The following is a 20,942-nucleotide window of genomic DNA, read 5'->3' as shown; positions in this document are numbered from 1 at the left end:
GGTATCTCCTCGGTCACGGCGTCCGGTCGGGCGGCGGATGGGCCGACGGACGGGGATCCGGCGCCGGCTGGGGCTGGGCGTCGAGCGCCCGGCGGGACAGGCCGGTGAGCTGCTCGACGTGCCGGAGACCGGGTTCGGCGAGCAGACCGTGCAGTTCGGTGAAGACCGCGCGGGCCGCTACGGCGTTCCACTCCGGCGGCAGCAGCGGCGCCGGCAACCCCGGGTCCAGGTAGGGCAGCCGGCGCCACTGGGTGAGCATCGGAACGTACGCGCGGAACGCCTCGACCGGATCGATCGGCGCGTGCGCGTGCGGGCGCAGGCCGGCGGCCACCTGCCCCCAGACCTGGGTGAACTCGGCGTACTGCGCCTCGATCGCCGGGAAGTCCCACCAGGATCCGACCGCCGACCGCAGTTCGGCGAAACCCGCGTACTCGGACAGGAACAGGTGGACGTACGCGCTCAGCCCGAGTCGCTCCAGCAGCCGCCGGGCGTCCGGCAGCACCCGGGCGGGCGCCAGCCAGACCCCGGGGGCGGCGTTGCCGAAGCCGAGCCAGCCCAGCCGCGACCGCAGCTGGTGGCGGCTGGCCCGCTCCGACTCGGGGACCGAGAAGACCGCGACCACCCAGCCGTCGGCGAGCTCGGCGGGCGCCAGGCTGTGGAAGATCCGGCGGTCGCCCTCGTCGAAGACGGGGCCCATCGCCGGGCTCAGCCGGTAGCCGGTGCCCGCGCGCCGCTCCTGCAGCAGGGTGCCGGCCTTCTTCAGCCGCGAGATCGCCGACCGGACGGCGGGTGCGTCGACGTCCAGTTCGGCCATCAGCGCGATCAGGTCGGCTATCGAGATCCAGCCGCCGAGCCGCCGCACGAACTCGCCGTAGATCGTGTGGATCAGGGAGCTGGGGCGTGGCGCGTTCTCCGGCATGGCGACCCTCCTCCCGTCGTGGCCTCGCGGGCGCGCGGCGGCGCCGGCGTCCGCGGCCGTCCGGCGTGATCATACTGTCGGAGCGCAGCCAAGTGATCCCGACGGCGGGACGGCGGGCGGCTGCGGCACGGCCGCCGGCGGCCGGGACGGCGGTGTGCTGGGCGCCGGACCCGGGACCGGTGACTCGCTCCCCGCGTAGGCGCCGGAGAGCAGCGCCCCCGCCCCGGGGGCGAAGGCGGGCAGCCCGAGCGCGCGCAGCAGCTGGTGGACGGTGCAGATCGCGGCGGAGACCACCGGCTTGCCGAGCCGCTGCTCGGCCTCCTCGACGGCCGCCAGCGAGGGCATCTGCACGCAGGCGGAGAGCACCACGGCGTCCGCCCGGGCGTGCGCCAGGCGGGCGGCGATCCCGGGAAGCCGGGCCGGGTCGTGGGCGGCGACCGCCAGGTTGTCGGGGATCTCCAGGGCCGCGTGGTCGGTCACCGTGATGCCCTCGTGCGCCAGGTAGTCCACCACCGTCCGGGCGAGCGGCCGCAGGTAGGGAGCCACCAGCACGACCTTCTTCGCCCCGAGAACGTGCAGCCCCGCCACCAGGGCGCCGGCGCTGGTCACCACCGGGGCCGGTGCGCCGTTCTCGGCGGTGCGCCGGTGCAGCCGCCGCTCGGCCTCCCGGTGGTAGCCGGGCCCGTTGCTCATGACCGCCACCAGGCAGGCGTAGCCGAGCACGTCGACCCGGGCGTCGGAGAGTTCGAGCGCGCAGCGGTCCGAGTCGGCGTCCATCGCGCGCAGTTGCTCGGGCGTGACCCTGGTCATCCGCATCCGGCTGGAGTGGAAGGTGAAGCGCTCGGGGGCGACCCTCTCCCTCGCCCGCAGCAGGGCCGGCACCTCGGTCTCCATGGTGACGTTGGAGCTCGGGACGATCTGGCCGATCCGGTAGGCGGTCATGCGCCCGCCAGTTCGCCGTGGTCGCGGGCCTCGTGGCCGCGGGCGTCGACGACCGGGTTGGCGAGCGTGCCGATCCGCTCGACCGTGGCCTCCACCACGTCGCCGGGCTGCAGGAACTGCGGCGGGACGAGGCCGGCTCCGACGCCGGACGGCGAGCCGGTGGCGATGACGTCGCCGGGCTCCAGGGTCATGCCGGAGGAGATGTCGGCGATCAGCCGGGCGATGCCGAAGAGCATGTGGCGGGTGTTGGAGTCCTGTTTGGTCACACCGTTGACCTTGAGCGAGAGGTCGAGGTTCTGCGGGTCCGGGATCTCGTCGGCGGTGACCACGACCGGTCCGAACGGGCAGTAGGAGTCCTGGCCCTTGGAGAAGAACCACTGCCCGGAGCGGCGCTGGTCACGCGCGCTGATGTCGTTGACGATGCTGTAGCCGAAGACGTGCCGCAGCGCCTCGGCCTCGGTGACCCGGCGGGCGGCCTGGCCGATCACCACGGCCAGTTCGCACTCCCAGTCGAGCTGCTTGGTCAGGTCCGCGTTGTGCAGGATCGGCCCGCCGGGGCCGGTGACGGCGGTGGCCGGCTTGCCGAACAGCACCGGGCGGTCCGGCAGTTCGCGCTCGGTGTCGAGCGAGCGGTGCGACTCCTCGACGTGCTCGACGTAGTTGAGGCCGACTCCGACGATCTTGCCGGGGCGTAGCGGCGCACGGAGCGTGACCCGGGAGATCGGCAGCCAGGCGTCGGCCGGTGCACCGGCCAGCAGCGCTCGCGCGGTGGACAGGGCGGGTTCGCCGGCCCGGATCAACGCGGCCAGATCGCCGGGCAGCTCGGCACCGGCCGCGGCGGCGAGCGCCGCCAGGTCGGCCACGCGCTCGCCGCTCCGCGCGCCGAGACGGGGCGTGTCGCTGCCGCCGGTGTGGAAGCTGAGCAGGTGCATCGAAGGACTCCTTACGAGAGGACGGGCTGGTGGCCGCCGTTGTCCGGGTGGGCCTCCTCGCGGTACATGCCGAGTGAGCGCATCACCGGGAAGTCGTTGAACGAGAAGAGGCAGGCGTCCTCGCCCTGGTCGGGGTTCGCGTGCTCGTGCCAGGCCCAGGACGGAACCACGAAGACGTCGCCCTGCTGCCACTCGAAGCGCTGCCCGGCGATCACCGAGACGCCGCGGCCCTTGGCCGCGGTGTAGACGACCGAACCGGTGTGCCGGTGCGCCGACGTGGCCTGCCCCGGGCGCAGCAGTTGCAGGTGGGCGCTCATGGTCGGCATCACCGGACCGCCGGTGACCGGGTTGGCGTACTCCATGATCACGCCGTCGTACGGGGATCCTTCGCCCGCCCGGGCCAGCCGCCGGAGCGCCTCGTAGCTGGGCTCCCAGGGCCAGCCGAGCAGCGGGGAGTACGGCCGGCTCCACTTCTCGACGCCGTACGGCAGCAGGGTGCCGGCGTAGCTGAGCAGCGAGGAGTTCACGACCGTGCCGGGCTGCTGGTAGAGCTCGGGGTGGACCTCGTAGAAGCCCGCGTCGAGCGCGTTGACCAGCGGGATGTCGAGCCCGTCCTGCCAGATCACCGGCTGGTCCGAGGCCTCGTTGCCGTGCTCGTGCCAGGTGTTGTTGGGCGTGATCGCGAAGTCGCGCGGCCCGACCTTGAGCTTCTGGCCGTCCACGACCGTCCAGGCGCCGGTGCCCTCGTGGACGAAGCGCAGTGCGGCTGCCTGGTGGCGGTGCGCGGTCATCGCCTCGCCCGGACCCATGATCTGCAGGCCCGTGTACAACAGACCGACGGCCGCGCTCAGTTCACGCCGGCCGGGGTTGACCAGCATCACCACCCGGCGGCCGGCGTCGTCCGCCCGCACCAGCGGCAGCGCCTTGCGGACCAGTGGTGCCAGGTCGGCGTAGCGCCAGAGCACCGGGACGGACCTGGGCTGCGGGTACCAGGGCTCGATCTCGTTCGCCACCGTCCACAGAGCGCCGGCCTCCTGCTTGGCCAACTCCTCGTAGTAGGAGTCGAGTTCGGGGCTGCTCCCGACCCTGGCCCGGCCAGGCCGGGTGTCGTCGTAGTCGTTCACGCGTCCTCCTGGTGGTGGGTGCTCTCCTGCTCGGGGTGGAACCGGTTCGCGCCGGGCCGGTGGTCGTCGGGCCGGTGGCCGTCACGGAGGTGCACGGGCCGGTGCGGGCCGGTGTCGACGTGCAGCCGGAAGACGTCGAAGCGGTTGTAGTGGCCGACGATGTCGTGCATCTGCTTGGGCCGGACGCAGCGCGCGAGGTCGATCTCGGCGTAGACGATGCCCTCCTCGTCGACCAGCGGCTCCGTGACCGGGCGCCCGTCCGGGCCGAAGACTCCGGAGAGCGCGGCGCGCGGGCGGGCGAGCTGCTTGCGCACCTGCTGGTCCCCGCCGGCCACCAGGTCGACGATCTCGGCCGAGATCGTCGAGCAGGAGACCACGGTGAACACCTTGCCCTCGAAGCAGTGCGCGGCCGCGCGCAGGGCGATCGCCTCCGCCATGTCGTAGTCGTCGGGCGCGACCGGCAGTGCGATGTAGCTCGCGGCGTGCACCAGTTCGCCCTGGGCTAGCAGGGTGAAGCGGGCCAGCGGGTTGGTGTTCTCGCCGCAGGCGAGCGCTCCGAGCGGGCCGACCGGCGTGCGGTGCACCACCAGTGAACTGCCGTCGCCCGGTGCCCAGGTCAGCTTCTCGGCCCAGGTCGGTACGAGCTTGCGGTGCACGCCCAGCAGCCGGCCGTCCGGACCGATGGTGAGCAGCGTGTTGTACAGGGTTCCCAGTGCCGGCCCGCCGCGCTCGTTGACGCCGATCACCAGGACCACCCCGGCCCGGCGGGCGGCCGCGCACAGCAGGTCCACGTGCGGGCCGGGGACGTCGACCGAGGCCAGGTAGAGGCGTTCGAACCAGGGCGAGCCCTGGACGGGGTTCATCGTCCAGTTCCAGTAGGGGTAGCCGGGCACGAAGACCTCGGGGAAGACCACCAGTTCGGCGCCGTGCGCGGCCGCCTCGGCGATCAGGGCCGCGGCCTTGTCGACGGTGGCGTCCGCGTCGAGGTAGACGGGGGCGGCCTGGACGGCGGCGGCGGTGAAGCGGGGCAGATGGGGCATCCGGTCCTCCCTCAGTTCGGCACGGGTTCGGTCGGCTCCCGGCCGGCGTTCTGGTCCCGGCTTCCGGCGGCCGGAGCGTCCGCCGGAAGCCAGCGGCGGTGCACCGGCGCGGCCGCCTCCGGCAGCAGCCGCAGCCGGGGCGCGACCCGGTCCGTGCCGGGCCCGGGCGGCCGACGGCTGCCCGGCTGCCACGGCTGCGGCCAGCGCGCCCCGGGGCCCGCGTAGCCCTGCTCGGCCGCGGCGTGCAGCGTCCACAGCGGGTCGTACAGGTGGGCCCGGCCGATCGCGACCAGGTCCGCCCGGCCGGCCAGCAGCACCGAGTTGGCGTCGTCGTGACCGGAGATCGCGCCGACCGCGATGGTCGGGATCCCGGTCACGTTGCGGATCAGGTCGGCGAACGGCACCTGGTAGCCGCGCCCGTAGGGCACCTCCTGGTGCGCGACCACCTCGCCCGTGGAGACGTCCAGGGCGTCCGCGCCCGCTCCGGCCAGTGCCCGGCAGATCGCCACCGCCTCCGCCTCGGTGGTTCCGCCCGGCGCCCAGTCGGCGGCCGAGACCCGGACCACGATCGGCTTGCCGGCCGGCCAGGCGGCCCGCACCGCGGCGAGCACCTCCAGGGCCAGCCGGACCCGGTGCTCCAGCGGCCCGCCGTAGCGGTCGGTACGGTGGTTGGTCAGCGGCGAGAGGAAACCGGAGACCAGGTGCCCGTGGCCGAACTGCAGCCCCAGCACGTCGAATCCGGCCCGGTCGGCACGGGCCGCGGCGGCCGCGAAGTCGGCGACCACACCGGCCAGTTCCGCCGCGCCGGCCGGGTGCGGCGCCGGGCCCCCCGCCGCCCATGGCAGCGGCGAGGCCGCCAGCGTCGGCCAACCGTCCGCGAGGGGGCGCCCGATCCCGTCCGGGCCGGGGACGGTGCTCGCCGCGCGCCGGCCGGCGTGGGTCAGCTGGATGCCCACCGGGGTGTCACCGAGCTCCCGGGCCGCGCGCACCACCGAGCGCCAGGCGGCCTCCTGGGCGTCCGTCCACAGGCCCGGACACCGCTCGGTGGCCCGGCCCCGCGCGCTGACCGCGGTCATGCCGGTGAAGACCAGACCGGCGCCGCCGAGGACCTGCGCGCAGAGCTGGGCCCGGTCGAAGCCGCTGGGCATCCCGTCGACGGCGGTGAAGGTGGCCAGCGGCGGCACCACGATCCGGTTGCGCAGCCGCAGCCGGCCCAGCCGCAGCGGCCGGAACATCGGCGCAACCCCCGCCGGGCCGCCGCCGTCGGGGTCCCCGGCCGGGGAGGCCGCGCTGTCGGGGCTCGCCGCGCGGGCCGCCGCCGCGCCGTCCGCAGCACCGCCGAAGGCCGCGTCGACGGCGTCCACGAAGGCGGCGTCCCGGGCGCGCAGGTTGCCGTAGGTGACCCGGCGGCTGCGGGTGAGCAGGTTGAAGGCGAACTGATCGGCGCCCTGTCCGGTGTGCCGGCCGACGGTCTCGAACCACTCCAGGCTCGCCTGCGCGGCCCGCTGCGCGGACTCCACCACCGGCCGCCGCTCGCGCTCGTAGGCCACCAACGCAGCTTCGAGCAAAGGGTGTTCGTGCAGTGCGGCGGCCAGCGCCAGGCCGTCCTCCAGGGCCAGCTTGGTGCCCGATCCGATCGAGAAGTGGGCGGTGTGCGCGGCGTCCCCGAGCAGCACCACGTTGCGGTGGTGCCAGCTCGCGTTGCGCACGGTGGTGAAACGGATCCAGCGCGAGGCGTTGGGGATCAGCCGGTGCCCGTCCAGGTGCGGAGCGAGCAGCCGCTCGCACCGCAGCACGCTCGGCAGGTCGCTCTCCCCGCGCCCCGGCTCCCGGCCGGCCGGCTCCTCGAAGCCCGCCTTGCGCCACGCCTCCTCGGCCATCTCCACGATGAACGTCGAGCGCCGGCGGCTGTACGGATAGGCGTGCACCTGGAGCGCGCCGAAGTCGTGCTGCTCGACGATGAAGGTGAAGGCCTCGAAGACCTTGTCGGTGGCGAGCCAGATGTAGCGGCAGTGCCGCTCGTCCAGCTCGGGCCGGAAGGCCTCCGCGAACGCCGCCCGGGTGGCCGAGCGCACCCCGTCGGCGGCCACCACCAGGTCGTACCCCGCCGCCAGTCGGGCCACCGGCGGCGCGGGCGTGCGGTAGCGCACGTCCACCCCCAGAGCGGCGCAGCGCTGTTGCAGGATCGTGCGCAACCGGTTGCGGTCCAGCGCGGCGAAGCCGTGCCCGCCGCAGGTGCGGACCTGGCCGGCGTAGCGGACGTCGACGTCGCTCCAGCGGGCGAACTCGGCGGACAGCGCGGCGAGGACGGGCGGATCGGCCTGGGCGATGCCGTCCAGCGTCTCGTCCGAGAAGACCACGCCGAAGCCGTGGGCGTCGTCGCGGGCGTCGCGCTCCCACACGGTGATCTCCCGGTGCGGCGCCAACTTCTTGGCCAGCGCGGCGAAGTAGAGACCGCCGGGACCCGCGCCGATCACCGCGATCCGCCGCACCGCGGAGCCTGCCGGCACGCCCCCGCCGTTCACCGGCGGCACGCCGCCGGTCACCGGTAACCCTCCGGCCGTTGCGGCCCGGACTCGGCGAGCGCCCGGCGCACCTCGGCGGGCCAGGGTTCGGCGCCCTTGGCCTGCGCGGCGGCGTGCACCACCGACATCCGCCCGGTCGCGGCCAGGCCCAGCGGGCCGTGCACCTCGAAGGCGTAGTGCAGCGAGGAGCCTCCGACCCGCAGGACGCGCAGCTCGGTGCGGACCTGGTCGCCGAACCAGAGGCGTTCGCGGTAGTCGGCCTCGAAGTGCACCCGCGGGATCCGGCCGAACAGCCCGGCCAGACCGAGCCGGCGCAGCAGCACCGCCTCCGCCGCCTCGACCCAGCGCTGCACCGCCGAGAAGTGGTAGTGCCCGGCCGCGTCGGTGTCCGACCACTCCACCCGCCGCTCCACCGCCACGCTGGCCGGGTGCACCGCCGCCCGACGGCGCAGCTCGGCCCGGTGCAGCTTGCCGGTGGCGGTGCGCGGCAGTTCGGTGACGAACTCGATCTCACGCGGGTACTTGTACGGCGCTATCGTCCGCTTGACGTGCTCCTGGAGTGCCCGGACGGTCCCGGGCCCCGCCGGCACGCCCTCGCGCAGCACCACGTACGCCCGGACCACGCTGCCACGCCGCTCGTCGGGCACGCCGACCACCGCGCTGTCCAGCACGTCCGGGTGGTCGGCCAGCACCCGTTCGACCTCGGGTCCGGCGATGTTGTAGCCGGCCGAGACGATCATGTCGTCCGTGCGCGCCTGGTACCAGAAGTAGCCGTCGCGGTCACGCACGTAGGTGTCGCCGGTGAGGTTCCAGCCGTTGCGCACGTAGCTGAGCTGGCGCTCGTCGCGCAGGTAGCGGCATCCGGTGGGGCCCTTGACGGCGAGCAGTCCCGGGCTGCCGTCCGGCACCGGCACGCCGTCCGTGTCGAGCACGGCGGCCCGGTAGCCGGGGACCGGCCGGCCGGTCGCGCCGGGGCGGATGTCACCGTCGGCGGCGGAGATGAACACGTGCAGCAGCTCCGTGGCCCCGATCCCGTCGACCAGCCGCCGCCCCGTGGCCGCGTGGAAGGCCTCCCAGACGGAGGCCGGCAGGTGCTCGCCGGCCGAGACGCATCGCCGTACACCCGCCAGCCGGCCGGCCAGCCCGGCGGCCAGGATCGCCCGGTAGGCGGTGGGCGCGGTGAACAGCACGCTGACCCGGTGCCGGGCGACCTGCTCGGTCAGCTCCTCCGGGCCGGCCTGCTCCAGCAGCAGGGTGGCGGCGCCGGCCCGCAGCGGGAAGACCACGAGGCCGCCGAGGCCGAAGGTGAAGCCGAGCGGCGGAGTGCCGGCGAAGAGGTCATGCGGGGTGGGCCGAAGGACGTGCCGGGAGAACGTGTCGGCGTTGGCGAGGACGTCGCGGTGGAAGTGGAGGGTGGCCTTGGGCCGGCCGGTGGTACCGGAGGTGAAGGCGATCAGCGCCACGTCGTCGGCGGCGGTCGGCACGGCGGTGAAGCGGCCGCGCCGGGCGGCGCAGCGGGCGATCAGGTCGTCCGGTCCGGGACCGCCGTAGGCCAGGACGGTCAGGTCCCGCGGGGCGGCCCGTTCCAGCTCGGCCAGGCTGCGGTGGTCGCACAGCGCCGCCGCCGGCAGGCTGATCTCGTGCATCGCGGTCAGTTCGGGTGCCCGCAGCAGCGGCATGGTGGTGACCGCCACCATGCCGGCCTTCAGCACCCCGAGCCAGCACGCCACCAGCCAGGGGGTGTTGGGGCCGCGCAGCAGCACCCGGTTGCCGGTGGCGAGGCCCAGGTCCTCGGTCAGGACCCGGGCCACCGCGTCCGCGTTCTCGCGCAGTTCGCCGTAGCTCCACTGCTCCGTCGGAGTGAGCAGGCACCGCCGGTCGGGGCCGAGGCGCTCGATCGACTCGTCGAGCAGCACGTGCGCGCAGTTGAGCCGGTCCGGATAGGCCAGCTCGGGGAGTTCGAAGAGAAGTTCCGGCCACTGGTCGAGCGGCGGGAGGTTGTCGCGGCAGAACGTGTCCAGATGCGCTGAGGGTGTGAGCTCCATGCGGCGGCACCTCTTCGGCGAGCGGGGAGTGAGGCCAGTATGGCGCTCTGGTGACGCCAGTCAAGAGATCGCTACAAACACCCGGCCGCCTGCCGCCCGGCTGGCACGCCGGCGAAGGGCGGCGGCGCCGCCGGTCGGCACAGGAGCCGCCGGTGGGTACGGAGACAGCCCCCCGAGCGGGCCCTTCGCCCCCCGGCAACCGCCGGCGGTCCCACCTCGCGGCCGGCGGCGTCCGATCAGAGCCAGGCCGCCATGAGGGACTGCCAGGGGTCGTCCCCCTCACGAGCGAAGTACAGCGCCCGTGCGCTCACCCACAGGACGGTCCTGCCGAGCCGGTCGGGGTGACCCTCCAGCATCGCCGCGAAGAAGCCTTCCGCCGTCGCCTGCTCGGCCAGGACGGCCTCGGCGTCGTCGAGGTACCGGCGGGTCTCGGCGATGATCCGGCCGGCGTCGTCGTCGAGGTTCTTGTTCTGGTGGCCCGCGACGATCCGGCGCGGCTGCAGGGCCGCGACCGTGTCGATGGCCTTGCGCCACGGGCCGAACTCCCCATCGGCCGCATCGCCGAGATACAGGTGCACGCCGTTGTAGAGCGCGTCGCCGGCCACCACCAGACCGAGGTCCGGCACGTGCAGAACGGTGCAGTCGTCGCTGTCCGCGTGCCCGACCTCGACGAGGCGGAGGTCGTGCCCTTCGAGGGCGAGCCGGTTGCCGGGGACCGTCTCGGCCGTGACGGCGGTCACCGGGATCTGGTCCGGCCACATCACGTCCCAGAGCAGTTCCCGCGCCGACACGTTGTCGTGCATCCGATCGATGGTCCCGGCGGAGGCGATCACCTGGGCGCCGAAGCGCCCGGCGAGCATGTCGGCGGTGAACCAGTGGTCGCCGTGACCGTGGGTGGCGACGATGTGCGTCAGCCGCTTCCCGCTCGCCTCGACCCAGTCCCCGACCCTTTGCGCCTGCTCGGTGGTGAGCGGCGGATCGACGAGGACGGCGTCCTGCCGGCCGTGGACGAGGGTGACCGCGATGGGCTGGTAGCGCCGCGGTTCCCCGTTGGGCAGCGGTCCGGACCCGGTCAGCGGCGACGGGTCGAGGACGAACACGTCGTAGCCGAGGGCGGTGTCTGTGGTCACGATGCTCCTCCGATCATGCCTGCGAGCGCGCCCGCCGACGTCCTGGCGAGGCTCGACCACGCATGTCTCCACTCTCCCGGGCCCGCGCCCCGCCCGCACCACGTGGCGCACGCGGCCCTGCGCCGGGCCGCACGGTGCTGCGCGCGGAACGCTCCCCGGCGGTCCGCCGGGGAGCTGCCGACACGGCGGCGGAAGGCCGCGGCCCGGAGCTCGCGGCGACCGAACCGGCCGGCCAGGCGCCGCAGGAGACGCCCGGCCGTCCCGGCCCCGCCGCCGGGCCGGGAGGGCTCACGCCCCGGCCGGGCGGTCCGCGGCGGCGAGGAGGGCGTGGACGGTGGCCGCCATGGTGTGGCGGGCCTGCTCGGGACTCAACCCGGAGCTTCGCCAGTGGTGCCAGCTGCTCCACGTGGTGACCGCGTCGAGGCCGTTCAGCAGGTCGGTCCGGGCGGGTTCGGGGAGCGGATCGAGCTCCAGGGCGAAGATCTGGGTGAGCCGCAGCCGGGCGAAGTCCAGCATCTGCTGGACGCCCTCCTGGACGCGGGCGGACGGGTTCTCCAGCCGCATGATGGCGAGCCGGGCCGGGGTGATGCCCTCCAGGATGCGGCCGCGCTGCTCCGCGAGCGCCGAGACCCGGACCCCCCGTGGCCCCTCGGTGGGCAGCGGCCCGGCCTGCTCCAGCAGCTGGGAGAGGCGCCGGCCGACGGCGACCTCGGCCAGCTGCCCCATGTCCGCGAAGTGGTGGAACACCAACCGCCTTGAGACGCCCGCCCGTTCGGCGACCCTGTCGGCCGGGAAGTGCGCCTGGTTCTCGTCGAGCAGCGACAGCATCGCGTCGGCGATCTTCTCGCGGGTCTGACGTCCGCGTTCCGTGCGTCCGTCGGGTCCTGGCGTGGCGGCTTCGGTCCGTTTCACGGGTCACTCCGGCGTCTCGTCGGCGTCTCTTTGACATCTTTGCACCGTGAGTGCAAGTGTACGCGTTGCACGGTGAGTGCAATTAGTTCGGCCGGACGCCGCCGCGGTCCCGCCACCGCGAAGAAGGACGGTCCGCCGCAGATGTTCACCGGCACGGGGCGCTGGTGCGCCCGCAGGCCCAAGCGCGTGGTCGCGGCCTGGCTGCTGCTGCTCGCCATCGCGCTCACCGCTCTCGGGGCGTTCGGGCGCGTCACCAGCGAGGCCGTCTCCATTCCCGGCAGCGACAGCCAGGCCGCCCAGGACGTCACCGAACGGGCTTTCCCCGGCCCGGCGTCCGGCCGCCAGCCCGTACTGCTGCACACCGAGGCCTCCGCGGCCCCGCTCACCACCCCCGGGGCCGCCGCGGCGGTCCGGGCGGCGGCATCGGCCGTGGCCGCGGTGCCGCACGTGGTGGCCGTCACCACGCCGTACGAACCGGCCGGTGCCGCGGCGGTGAGCGCCGACGGCCACACCGCCTACCTCTCGGTCGAACTCGACCTCACCGGGCGGGAGGTGACAGCCGGCACCACCGAGGCCGTGCTGGCCGCGGCCGCACCGGCCACCGCCGCCGGCATCGAGGTGACGCCAGGCGGATTCCTCGCCGCCGCGGTCGACAAGGGGACCACCGGCCGCAGCGAGGCCATCGGCCTCGGGACGGCCCTGGTGATCCTCGTCCTCACCCTCGGCAGTCTCGTCGCCGCCGGGCTGCCGCTGCTCGCCGGGATCACCGGCCTCGGCATCGCCCTGCCGGCCGTCGGCCTGGCCGGCCACCTGATGGACGTCCCCGAGGCCGGCGAGACCATCGCCGCCATGATCGGCCTCGGCGTCGGGATCGACTACACCCTGTTCGGGCTCAGCCGCTTCCGCGAGCTGCGCGCCGCGGGGGTCGGCATCGAGGACGCCGCGGTGCGCACCACGACCGGTTCGGGCAAGTCCGTCGCCTTCGCGGGCAGCGCCGTCGTCGCCGCCCTCGCGGGGCTCGCGCTCGGCGGGCTCCCGTTGCTCTACGCCCTGGCCCTCGCCCCCGCGATCGCCGTGGTCACGGCGGTGGGCGTGAACCTCACCCTCCTGCCCGCGGTGCTCGTCCTGCTGGGGAAGCGCCTGACCCCCGCACGGTCCGCTCCCGCCCCGGACGCCCGCCCGCGCGGCTGGGGCCGGATCGCCGCGCTGGTCGCCGCCAGGCCCTGGCCCCTGCTGCTGGCCGGTCTCGCCCTGCTCGGCGTCCTCGCCGCCCCGGCGCTGAACCTCCACCTCGGCCAGCTGGACGCCGGCGGCAAGGCCTCCGGCACCATGAGCCGCACCGCCTACGACCGGATGGCGGCGGCCTTCGGCCCCGGGTCCAACGGCGTGCTCCAGGTCGTCGACGTCCTGCCCACCCCGGCCCAGGCCGGCGGGGCGGGTGCCGTCGATCCGCGCCTGGCCACCGTGACCGCCGCGCTGCGCGGCGCCGAGGGCGTCGCCGCCGTCGGCCAGCCCACGGTGGCCGCCGACGGCCGCACCGCCCGCTGGCAGGTCACCCCGGCCACCGCCCCCTCCGACGCCGCGACCACCGCGCTGGTCCACCGGCTGCGCTCCGACGTCCTGCCCTCCGCCACCGCCGGCAGCGGCCAGGTGCTGCACGTCGGCGGGGCGACCGCCGCCCAGGCCGACCTCAACACGCGGATCGCGCACCGGATGCCGCTCGTCGTCGGGTTCGTCCTGACGGTCGCGGGCCTGCTCCTGCTGCTCGCCTTCCGCTCGCCGGTCGTCGCCGTGAAGGCGGCCGTGATGAACCTGGTCTCGGTCGCCGCCGCGTACGGCGTGCTCAGCGCCGTCTTCCAGCACGGCTGGGGCGCCGAACTGATCGGCCTGGAAGGCCCTGTGGCGGTCCCCGGCTACGTTCCGCTGCTGATGTTCGCGGTGCTCTTCGGGCTCTCGATGGACTACGAGGTGTTCCTGCTCAGCGCCGTGCGCGAGGGCTACCTGCGGGAGGGCGACAGCCGTCGCGCGGTGGTGGCGGGCCTCGCAGGCACCGGACGGATCATCAGCTCGGCGGCCCTGATCATGGTCGCGGTCTTCCTGAGCTACCTGCTCTCCGACGATCCGGTGGTCAAGATGTTCGGCGTCGGCCTGGCCACCGCCGTCGCGCTCGACGCGACCGTGGTCCGCGGCCTGCTGGTGCCGTCCACCATGGTCCTGCTCGGCGACGGGAACTGGTGGCTGCCCGGCTGGCTCGACCGCCTGCTGCCGCACCTCGACATCGAGGGCGACGGACGAGCCGCAGACCTCGCCGCCCCCGGGGACGGCGCCTCCCCCCGGCCGACGGCCGAGCCCGCCCGATAGGGCGAACCTCATGAGACACAGCCACGGTTCAAGCTATGACATTGGGATGATGACCCCTTCTTCGCACTGCGGTGACCAGCCCCGCCCGGGCACCCGGCCCACCGCCGGACCCGCCGTCGCCGGCCCCGCCCCCACCGACACCGCGGCCGCCGACCTCCTCGCCCGCATCCAGGCCGGGCTGATCGGCGAGGGCGACCTCATCGACGGCCCGTACGGCCCGCGCAGGATCACCTACGCCGACCACACCGCCTCCGGCCGCCCCCTGGACTTCGTCGAGGACTTCGTCCGCGACGCCGTGCTCCCCCGCTACGCCAACACCCACACCGAGAGCTCCGGCAACGGCCTGCACACCGGCCGCCTCCGCGAGGAGGCACGCGCGCTGATCCACCGCGCCGTCGGGGCGGGGGACGACCACGCGGTGCTCTTCTGCGGCTCCGGCACCACCGCCGCCGTGGACCGCCTGGTGGCCCTGCTCGACCTGCGCAGCCCGTCCCGGCGCAGCCGCCGCTACGGTGCCGGGCTGCCGGAGCACGACCGCCCGGTGGTCTTCGTCGGCCCCTACGAGCACCACTCCAACGAACTGCCGTGGCGCGAGTCGGCCGCCGACGTCGTGGTGATCCGCGAGGGCGCCGACGGCCGGCTCGACGAGGACGACCTCCGCACCCAACTGCTCCTCCACGCCCACCGTCCGCTGCGGGTCGGCAGCTTCTCCGCCGCGTCCAACGTCACCGGCATCCTGGCCGACACGGATCGGATATCCGCCCTCCTGCACGCCTATGGCGCCCTGGCCTGCTGGGACTTCGCGACGGCCGGGCCCTACCTGCCGATCCGCGTCGCGGAGTCCGCCCCCGGCCGAGGCGACCACAAGGACGCGGTGTTCCTCTCGCCGCACAAGTTCGTCGGCGGTCCCCAGACTCCGGGCATCCTGGTCGCCCACCGGGACCTGCTGGTCGGGCCGGTGCCGACCGTGCCCGGCGGGGGCACCGTGTCCTACGTCGGCCCGCTCGACCACGACTACGTCACCGACCCGGTCGCCCGCGAGGAGGGCGGCACCCCGGCCGTCGTCGAGTCGATCCGCGCGGGCCTGGTCTTCGCCCTCAAGGAGGACGTCGGCACCCGGCTCATCCAGGAGCGGGAGGACGCCGCCTGGGCCCGGGTGCGGGACGGCTGGGGCCGCCACCCCGGCCTGCGGCTGCTGGGGCGTACCGACACGCCCCGGCTGCCCGTGGTGTCCTTCCTGGTCCGGGACCGGAACCGGCCCGACCGCTACCTGCACCACAACCTCGTCACGGCCGTGCTCAACGACCTCTTCGGCATCCAGGCGCGCGGCGGCTGTTCCTGCGCCGGCCCGTACGGCCACCGGCTGCTGGGCATCGACGCCGAACGGTCCGCCGGATTCCGGGAGGTGATCGTCGGTCAGGGGTTCGAGGGGATCAAGCCCGGGTGGACGCGGGTGAGCTTCCCGTACTTCACCACGGACGAGGCGCTGGAGTACGTCCTGGCCGCCGTCGAGCTGGTGGCCTCCGACGGTCACCGACTGCTGCCGGACTACGCGTTCGACCCCCGCACCGGACTGTGGCGCCATCGCGCGCGCCCGGCCGGGGAACCCGGCGTCCGGCTGGCCGACTTCCGCGGCCGGCGGTGGCAGCGGACCCGAACGGCGACCGCACCGGGATTCCCGCCCGGTGCGCTGCAGGAGCAGCTGGAGCAGGCCCGCGCGCTGCTCGCCGAGCGGCCCGAGCCCGCGGTCGAGGCCGTGCCGGACACCACGGCCGACGCCCCGGCCGACGCCGCCTCGGGGACCCCGAACGGGCTGCCCGCCGGCTTCGAGGCGCTGCGCTGGTTCCCCCTGCTGCCCGTGAACCTCCTTCCCCTGGACGCCTCCGCGCACCGAGGGCACGGCGCCTGAGCCCCCGGCGCCCTTCGTACCGGTCCACCGTTCTCCAACCCGTCGCACCAGGAGCACACCCTTGTCCAGCAACCTTCGCCGCGGCCTGGCGGCGATCACGGCCTTCGCCTTCACCGCCGGACCCGCGGTCCTCGCCGTGCCCGCCGCCCACGCCGAACCCGCCTGCGGGCGGCCGCCGGTCCAGTACTCCGTGGACGGCGGCGCCGACTGGACCGACGGCGCAGCGATCCCCTCCCCGTCGGGCACCGTCCAGGTCCGGCTGGCCGGCGAGCCCACCGCGGGTTGCGACTACCACGTCTCCCTGGGGTCGTACGAGACGCAGGGCGCGAGCTGGGCCACCTCGGGCCGACAGACCTTCCTCGGCTGGGCGACCACGACGCTCACCCGCGAGCACTACCGCGACACACTCGACGTCAGCGGCCACCTGCCGCACTGCTTCGGCGAGTTGGCGCTCTACGGGGTCGGCGGGAAGTACGACGGGAAGGACAGCGACCACCCGCTGCCGCACTACCCGGACGAGCCGTTCTCCGGCCTGCTGATCGCCTCGTGGAACGGCGGCACGGCCTGCCCGCCCAAGCCGACCGCCGGTCCGACGAGCCCGGCCGCCCCGACGACCACCGCCGCCCCGGCCTCCACCACTCCGACGGCCGCTCGGACGGCCGCGCCCACGGCGCCGGTAACCGCCTCGGCCGCGGCGGCCCCTTCCTCCGGAGCGCCGGCCCCGGCGCAGGCCTCGGCCACCGCCGCTCCGGTACTGGCCGCCACCGGAGCCGACGACGGCCTGCTGGCCGTCACGGCCGTCGGCGCGGCCGCACTGGTCGCCGCCGGCTGCGCGGCCGCACACCTCGGCCGCCGCCGCGCCGCCCGCCGCTGACCCACCCAGGGCCAGTTGGGAAACTTTCCTAACCAAATCTCTTGACCGTGCTCCCTCATGTCGGAATTCTGTACGTCACCCAGCCCACCCCCGTCGAGGAAGGCGCGGCGACGGCATGAACGAGTCCACCCGGAGCGTGACTTCGCGGCCCGCCACCACCACGGGCTGACGCCGAACCGCCTCCGCCGCCTCGACCACCCCGACCCGACGGCCGGTTCGACCCGCTGCAGGACCCCGCGGCGCCGACGCCGGCGGATCCGCTTCCGCCGGCGCCCGTCCGCACGGGCCGTGCAGCCGACACCGCCCACCGACCGCAAGGAGCCCCCGTGAACAGGCCCTCCCGCCGGACCGTCCTCGGTGCCGCCCTCACCGCGGCCGCGACCGCCGCGCTGCCGCGCACCGGCGCCTCGGCAGCCACCAACCTGACCGTCTCCAGCTGGCAGCAGCGCTGGGCACCCTCGGCCGCCACCGACGGCCTCGCCGCCTTCGAGACGATCGAGGACGACCGCGCCGGCTCCCACCCGGCCGGCCACCCCCACATCCGGGTCGAGAACGGCAACTACCGCTGGAACATGCACACGGTGGACCGGGACTCCGCCACCGACCGGCAGCGCCACGAGGTCACCGGCATGCGCAGCCCGGCGGGCGGCGCCCTCCTGGAGTGGCGGTCCGGCCAGACCTGGCGCACCACCTACTCGATGTACATCCCCTCCTCGTTGAAGGCGACCACCACCTTCACCCACATCATGCAGATGAAGCAGCCCGGCAACGGCACCTCGCCGATCGTCGTGCAGTCCCTGCGCCGGGTGAACGGCGCGCAGACGATCGAGCTCCGACTCCCCATCAGCGGGGTCCTGGTCGGACGTACCGGCCTGGACCCGCTGCACGACCGCTGGGTGGACGTGGACTTCCAGATCAAGGTGGGGGACGGCAGTTCGGGTTCGGTGCGGTGGATCCTGCGCAGCGCCGGCAGCACCCTGATCGACGTCTCGAAGACCGGCGTCGACACCTTCCTCGCCGACCGGGTGCGGCCCAAGTGGGGCATCTACCGCTCGCTCGGCGACACTTCGGGCTCACTCCAGAACTGCTACCTGCTCACCACCGCGATGCGCGGCTACCAGCTGGTCCCCGGAGGCTCGGGCGTCTACCGGGCCGAGGAGGCCCGGATCGCCCGCGGCACCATCGACACGAACCACGCCGGCTTCAGCGGCATCGGGTTCGTCAACCTGGCCAGGGCCGAGGGGAGCTACGCCGAGTGGACGGTACCGTCGGGCGCCGCGTCCGCGGCCGCCCTCGACCTGGCCTACGCCAACGGCACCGGCGCCGACCGGCCGATGGACGTCACCGTCAACGGGGTCCTGGCAGCCGTCGGACACGCCTTCCCGCCCACCGGAGGCTGGGACACCTGGTCGACCACGTCGCTGCCGATCTCGCTGAAGGCCGGCGCGAACACCGTCCGGGTCACCTCGACCACCGCCGACGGCGGCCCCAACCTCGACCGGATCACCGTCCGCTGACCACGGGACCACGGCGCCGTCGCCGAAGGGCCCGCGGATCCGGGAGCTCCGCAGCAGGCCGGCGCGATCTCGGCATCGGCCGGCAGGCTACCAGCGGCGGGGTGGCCACGGGCCGGGAGGGCGGGAGGTGACGCGGTCCCCGGCCCTGGGGACGTGGGGCCGGGGACCGCGGTTCGGGACGGGGCGGGTCAGGAGGCGGGCATCAGGACGGTGTCGACGATGTAGACGGTGGCGTTGGCGGTCTGCACGTTCCCGCACAGGACCTTCGCGGAGCCGTTGACGGTGAAGTCGGGAGTGGTCCCGGTGGCGGTGACCGTGTGGGTCTCCAGGGTCTTGTGAGCACCGGTCAGGTCGGCGGGGGCCAGACGCCGCGGCACGACGTGGTAGGTGAGGATCTTGGTGAGCCGGTCCTGGTCGGCGAGGACCGCGTCGAGGTCCTTCTTCGGCAGCTTGGCGAAGGCCTCGTTGGTGGGGGCGAAGACGGTGATGTCCTTCGCGGAGTTGAGGGTGTCCACGAGCCCGGCCTTCTGGACGGCGGTGACGAGGGTGGAGAGCAGGGGGTTGTTGGAGGCCGCGGTGGCGACCGGGTCGGCGGCCATGCCGGTGAAGGATCCGGCTCCCTCCTTGGGCACGGCGGTGCAGGCGGCACCGAACGGCTCTCCGGCCATGGCCTGGCCGACCGGGGAGTCCGCGGGCGGGGCCGGGGTGGAGGCCGATGCGGCCGCGGTGGCCGTCGTGGCGCCGCCGGCCGTGTCGGACGCCTCGCCCCCGTTGCCGCCGCAGGCGGTGAGGGCGGCGGCGAGGACGCCTCCGACGAGCAGGGCGGTGACGGGCTTGCGGCGCTGGATGGCGGTCATCAGTTCTTCTCTTCTCGGGTGGTGGTGTCGTGTCGCACGCGGCGGAGGGCCGCGGCGCGTCGGTTGGTTCAGTGGACGGTGACGACGGTGCTGTGCCAGCCGGTCGCCCCGGAGGGGAAGGGAGGTCTGCGGGTCTCGTCCTGCACGGCTCCGGTGGCGTCGGTGGCGCGGACCTCCAGCCGGTGCGTACCCGGGACGGCGGCGTGCCAGGTGTGGTGCCACTGGCGCCACATGTCGGGCCCCGCGTCGGCGGCGAGTTCCGCCTCCTGCCAGGGCCCGCCGTCGACGCGGAGCTCGACGGCGGCGACTCCGCGGTGGGTGGCCCAGGCCGTGCCTGCGACGGTGACGTCCCCGGCCCGGACGCGGGCGAAGGCGGCGGGCACGTCGATGCGGGAGGCGGTGCGCACCTCGCCGGTCCGGTCCCAGCCTCGCTGCACCCAGTAGGGGTCGCGGGCGGCGAAGGTGGTCACCTCCAGGTCGACCAGCCACTTGGTGGCCGAGGTGTAGCCGTAGAGGCCGGGGACCACGCTGCGGCACGGGAAACCGTGCGCGACCGGCAGGGGCGCACCGTCCATGGCCACCACGAGCAGCGCGGTGCGGCCGTCGAGGACGCACTCCAGAGGCGTGCCGATCGTCATGCCGTCCTTCGAACGGCCGAGCAGCTGGTCGGCACCCGCGCGCACCCCGGCCCGCCGCAGCAGCGCGGGCAGTGAGGCGCCAAGCCAGCGGGTCGTGCCCACGTAGGGTCCGCCGACCTCGCCGGACACGCACGACAGGGTGTGGTCCAGCTCCTCCAGCGGCAGCGCGAGCAGGTCGGCGAAGGACAGTTCGACGGGGCGGTCGACCATGCCGTGGATGCGCAGGGTCCAGTCACGGGGGTCGATGCGGGGCAGGGTGAGCGCGGTGTCGACACGGTAGAAGTCGCCGGCCGGGGTGTGGAGCGGCGCCAGTCCGGGGATCGGCAGTGCGGCCCGGGAGGGCGGTGGTGGCAGGGGGCGAGCCGGGCGCGGGAGGGTGAGGCCCGCGCGGGCCTCGGAGACGTCGTTGCGGCGGTCGGCCAGGTGGCGCCCGGCGGCGGCGAGGCCTGCGGAGAGGGCGATGACGGCGCCGGCGGTCAGCGCTGTGCGGCGCCCGGAGCGGGGGTGCGGCGTGGCGGGCGGGTCGTCGCGCGTGCTCGTGGCGCCGGTGCCGGGGTGGCGCTGCGGCTCGGGCCCGCTCGGCCGTACCGCCGGGCGGGGGCGACGGTGCGGCAGCAGCAGGAGCAGGACGGCGGTGGCGGCCAGGGCGGCCAGGGCCGAGGGCAGGGCGTCGGCGGGATGTGCGTCCGGGCGGGCGAGTGCCGCCCACGCACCGAGCAGGCCGAAGCCGGTCGGCAGCACGACGGTGGCGGCGCGGCGGCGGGCGGCCACCGGTCCCAGGGCTGCCGCGAGCACGCCCATGGTGGCGTGGATCCCGGCGAGGAGGACCGTCTTGTCGGACGTGCCGAAGGAGCGCACCGCCCACACCTTGACCGCGGTGGGTGCGAGGTCGATCGCGGCCGAGCCGATCGCGACCACCGGGGCCGCCTGCGGGCGCACGAACGCCGCCGCCGCCTCGCCCACGGCGACGGCCGCGCAGGCGGCGGTGATCCCGTACGCCATCCGGGCCGGCAGTGCTCCGGCCGGTACGCGACGCCGGGCGCGGACAGTGGTCACGTCATTGCTCACGTCTCGCATTCGGGTGGTCGGCTGCGGCGGATGGGTGAAGCGCCCGGCTTCACCTGATCGGGTGACTTGGCGCACCGGATCAGGCCGCAGGCAATCCGCCGGACCACCGCCGGCGAATACCGTGCGACCGATGAACCACAGCCTCGAAG

At 74.6% G+C, this 20,942-nt stretch carries 14 protein-coding genes and 3 pseudogenes; 5 read left to right on the top strand and 12 right to left on the bottom strand.

The window, feature by feature from the left end; all coding sequences use genetic code 11:
• Positions 1–13: 13 nt before the first annotated feature.
• The 10 genes and pseudogenes from ACF9IK_RS32120 to ACF9IK_RS32075 form a co-directional block, all read right to left on the bottom strand.
• Complete coding sequence (locus tag ACF9IK_RS32120; RefSeq protein WP_395297579.1) at positions 14–919, bottom strand: PaaX family transcriptional regulator; 906 nt, start codon at positions 917–919, stop codon at positions 14–16.
• Positions 920–988: 69 nt separating this feature from the next.
• Positions 989–1,861: a maleate cis-trans isomerase family protein gene (locus tag ACF9IK_RS32115; RefSeq protein WP_395297578.1), complete on the bottom strand. Its 873-nt coding sequence runs from the start codon at positions 1,859–1,861 to the stop codon at positions 989–991.
• On the bottom strand, positions 1,858–2,793 hold the full coding sequence (locus tag ACF9IK_RS32110; protein WP_395297577.1) for a fumarylacetoacetate hydrolase family protein: 936 nt from the start codon (positions 2,791–2,793) through the stop codon (positions 1,858–1,860). The genes ACF9IK_RS32115 and ACF9IK_RS32110 overlap by 4 nt, the downstream gene beginning before the upstream one ends.
• Positions 2,794–2,804: 11 nt before the next feature.
• On the bottom strand, positions 2,805–3,917 hold the full coding sequence (locus ACF9IK_RS32105) for a cupin domain-containing protein (protein ID WP_395297576.1): 1,113 nt from the start codon (positions 3,915–3,917) through the stop codon (positions 2,805–2,807).
• Positions 3,914–4,957: a carbon-nitrogen hydrolase family protein gene (locus tag ACF9IK_RS32100; RefSeq protein ID WP_395297575.1), complete on the bottom strand. Its 1,044-nt coding sequence runs from the start codon at positions 4,955–4,957 to the stop codon at positions 3,914–3,916. The genes ACF9IK_RS32105 and ACF9IK_RS32100 overlap by 4 nt, the downstream gene beginning before the upstream one ends.
• Before the next feature lie 11 nt (positions 4,958–4,968).
• Complete coding sequence (locus ACF9IK_RS32095; protein ID WP_395297574.1) at positions 4,969–7,503, bottom strand: FAD-dependent monooxygenase; 2,535 nt, start codon at positions 7,501–7,503, stop codon at positions 4,969–4,971.
• Positions 7,500–7,823, bottom strand: a pseudogene (locus ACF9IK_RS32090) (acyl-CoA thioesterase); the annotation flags it as partial. The gene ACF9IK_RS32095 and the pseudogene ACF9IK_RS32090, both read right to left, overlap by 4 nt.
• A 93-nt stretch (positions 7,824–7,916) precedes the next feature.
• Positions 7,917–9,527 (bottom strand): annotated as a pseudogene (locus tag ACF9IK_RS32085) (AMP-binding protein); the annotation flags it as partial.
• A gap of 236 nt (positions 9,528–9,763) precedes the next feature.
• The gene (locus ACF9IK_RS32080; protein ID WP_395297573.1) at positions 9,764–10,657 is read right to left on the bottom strand and encodes an MBL fold metallo-hydrolase; all 894 of its coding nucleotides are present in this window, start codon (positions 10,655–10,657) and stop codon (positions 9,764–9,766) included.
• Between the two features lie 288 nt (positions 10,658–10,945).
• Complete coding sequence (locus ACF9IK_RS32075) at positions 10,946–11,569, bottom strand: TetR/AcrR family transcriptional regulator (protein ID WP_395297572.1); 624 nt, start codon at positions 11,567–11,569, stop codon at positions 10,946–10,948.
• A 72-nt stretch (positions 11,570–11,641) separates the two neighbouring features.
• Here ACF9IK_RS32075 and ACF9IK_RS32070 point away from each other — a divergent pair, with 72 nt between their 5' ends.
• The 5 genes and pseudogenes from ACF9IK_RS32070 (at position 11,642) to ACF9IK_RS32050 (ending at position 18,230) form a co-directional block, all read left to right on the top strand.
• Positions 11,642–13,930 carry an MMPL family transporter gene (locus ACF9IK_RS32070; RefSeq protein ID WP_395297571.1) on the top strand — a complete coding sequence of 763 codons (2,289 nt, stop codon included), beginning with the start codon at positions 11,642–11,644 and terminating at the stop codon, positions 13,928–13,930.
• 46 nt (positions 13,931–13,976) lie between these two features.
• Complete coding sequence (locus ACF9IK_RS32065) at positions 13,977–15,839, top strand: aminotransferase class V-fold PLP-dependent enzyme (RefSeq protein WP_395297570.1); 1,863 nt, start codon at positions 13,977–13,979, stop codon at positions 15,837–15,839.
• Positions 15,840–15,900: 61 nt separating this feature from the next.
• Positions 15,901–16,713, top strand: a complete 813-nt coding sequence (locus ACF9IK_RS32060) for a hypothetical protein (RefSeq protein WP_395297569.1) — start codon at positions 15,901–15,903, stop codon at positions 16,711–16,713.
• A gap of 326 nt (positions 16,714–17,039) precedes the next feature.
• Positions 17,040–17,840, top strand: a pseudogene (locus tag ACF9IK_RS32055) (Tat pathway signal sequence domain protein); the annotation flags it as partial.
• The gene (locus tag ACF9IK_RS32050) at positions 17,820–18,230 is read left to right on the top strand and encodes a carbohydrate-binding protein (RefSeq protein ID WP_395298733.1); all 411 of its coding nucleotides are present in this window, start codon (positions 17,820–17,822) and stop codon (positions 18,228–18,230) included. The pseudogene ACF9IK_RS32055 and the gene ACF9IK_RS32050, both read left to right, overlap by 21 nt.
• A gap of 188 nt (positions 18,231–18,418) precedes the next feature.
• Here the strand turns inward: ACF9IK_RS32050 and ACF9IK_RS32045 are convergent, their stop codons facing one another.
• Positions 18,419–19,087 carry a fasciclin domain-containing protein gene (locus ACF9IK_RS32045; protein ID WP_395297568.1) on the bottom strand — a complete coding sequence of 223 codons (669 nt, stop codon included), beginning with the start codon at positions 19,085–19,087 and terminating at the stop codon, positions 18,419–18,421.
• A gap of 68 nt (positions 19,088–19,155) precedes the next feature.
• Entirely contained in the window at positions 19,156–20,802 is a 1,647-nt protein-coding gene (locus ACF9IK_RS32040) for a molybdopterin-dependent oxidoreductase (protein WP_395297567.1), read from the bottom strand.
• Between the last annotated feature and the right edge of the window lie 140 nt (positions 20,803–20,942).

Origin of the sequence: Kitasatospora hibisci, from assembly GCF_043950205.1 — a bacterium.
GTDB classification, from domain to species: Bacteria; Actinomycetota; Actinomycetes; order Streptomycetales; family Streptomycetaceae; genus Kitasatospora; species Kitasatospora hibisci.
Note: the sequence above shows the minus strand (reverse complement) of the source record. Positions and strands in the feature narration are given on the sequence as shown.